1 protein-coding gene is annotated in these 1,075 nt (G+C 40.2%); it reads right to left on the bottom strand.

Annotated elements, in window-relative coordinates:
* Window positions 1-173 precede the first annotated feature (173 nt).
* Window positions 174-992, bottom strand: a complete 819-nt coding sequence (gene lepB, locus IDZ20_RS10955; protein ID WP_188151477.1) for a signal peptidase I — start codon at window positions 990-992, stop codon at window positions 174-176.
* Window positions 993-1,075 lie beyond the last annotated feature (83 nt).

Below are 1,075 nucleotides of genomic sequence, written 5' to 3'. Positions count from 1 at the left end.
TTTTCTATATCTATGGACTCACAAGGCCGAATATTCATTGTTGCGCCCCGATGCCTAACGCCCGCTTCAGCTGCGCCGAAACTGGAGTGTTTTTGTGTTAATGTTTGAGCGCAGCGAGTAACACAAAAACGCGGAGGTTTTGGCGTCATGCTGGAAGCGTTTGTTAAGCATTTTTACCACTTCGCAAAAACACGACCAATAACATTTTCAGCTGGAACCATACCCCATACTCTACTGTCTGCTGAGTTATCACGATTATCACCCATTACAAAATAGTGGCCATCAGGCACAGTCCATATCCCTGACCTCAAACGGCTATTATCATTTATGTATTTTACGTTAGATATGTTTTCACCAAACACCTCACTGACAATTCCATTTTCCAAAGTTTTTGTCTCAATCGGTTTCCCGTTAATTATTAACTGTTTATCACGAAACTCTATAACGTCGCCGGAAACCCCTATTACTCTTTCTACAAAAGGACGAGGATCGTGAGGTGGAATTACAACAGCAATATCACCTCTAGATAAAGGAGTTCTATTTTCTACTTTCTGACTAATTAGTGTAATTCCAAATGAGCCGTATAAACCATAGCCCCACTTTTTAACTGCGACATAATCACCAACCTCAAGAGAAGGAGACATCGACTCCGACGGGATTGAAAAAGGCTCTGCTACAAAAGATCTAATTAGGAAAATTAATGCAAATATAGAAATGGGTATTGATAGCGCTCCCCACCAATTGCTATACCATTTTCGCTCATCTTTAAAATCGACATTTTTTGCCAAAATGAAAGCATGAATTGTTGCCAATACGCTCAATAAAAATGCGAGAAAAGATAAACCAATCGCAGATGAAAGATAGAAATCCGATACTCCAGATGCAATTAACAAAACAAAATATAGTGCCGCAAATCGCAATTTAGCAAGATAGAGAAATGCCAGAGGAGGGACTAAAAACCCTAAAATCGCAGCGAACCATTTATTAGCCATAGATACTCTTCATTTTGGTGCTTAACGCCAAGCTCACCTGCAATTTTTGCTGTGAGCGTTTGTGTAAAATGGAGCTGCGCGAC

Source organism: Teredinibacter waterburyi, assembly GCF_001922985.1.
GTDB lineage: Bacteria > Pseudomonadota > Gammaproteobacteria > Pseudomonadales > Cellvibrionaceae > Teredinibacter > Teredinibacter waterburyi.
This window is presented reverse-complemented; position numbering and strand designations above follow the sequence as displayed.

Bases quoted from the DNA above. Each gene is read 5' to 3' on its own strand.
- lepB (WP_188151477.1), bottom strand. From the start codon at position 992: ATGGCTAATAAATGGTTCGCTGCGATTTTAGGGTTTTTAGTCCCTCCT.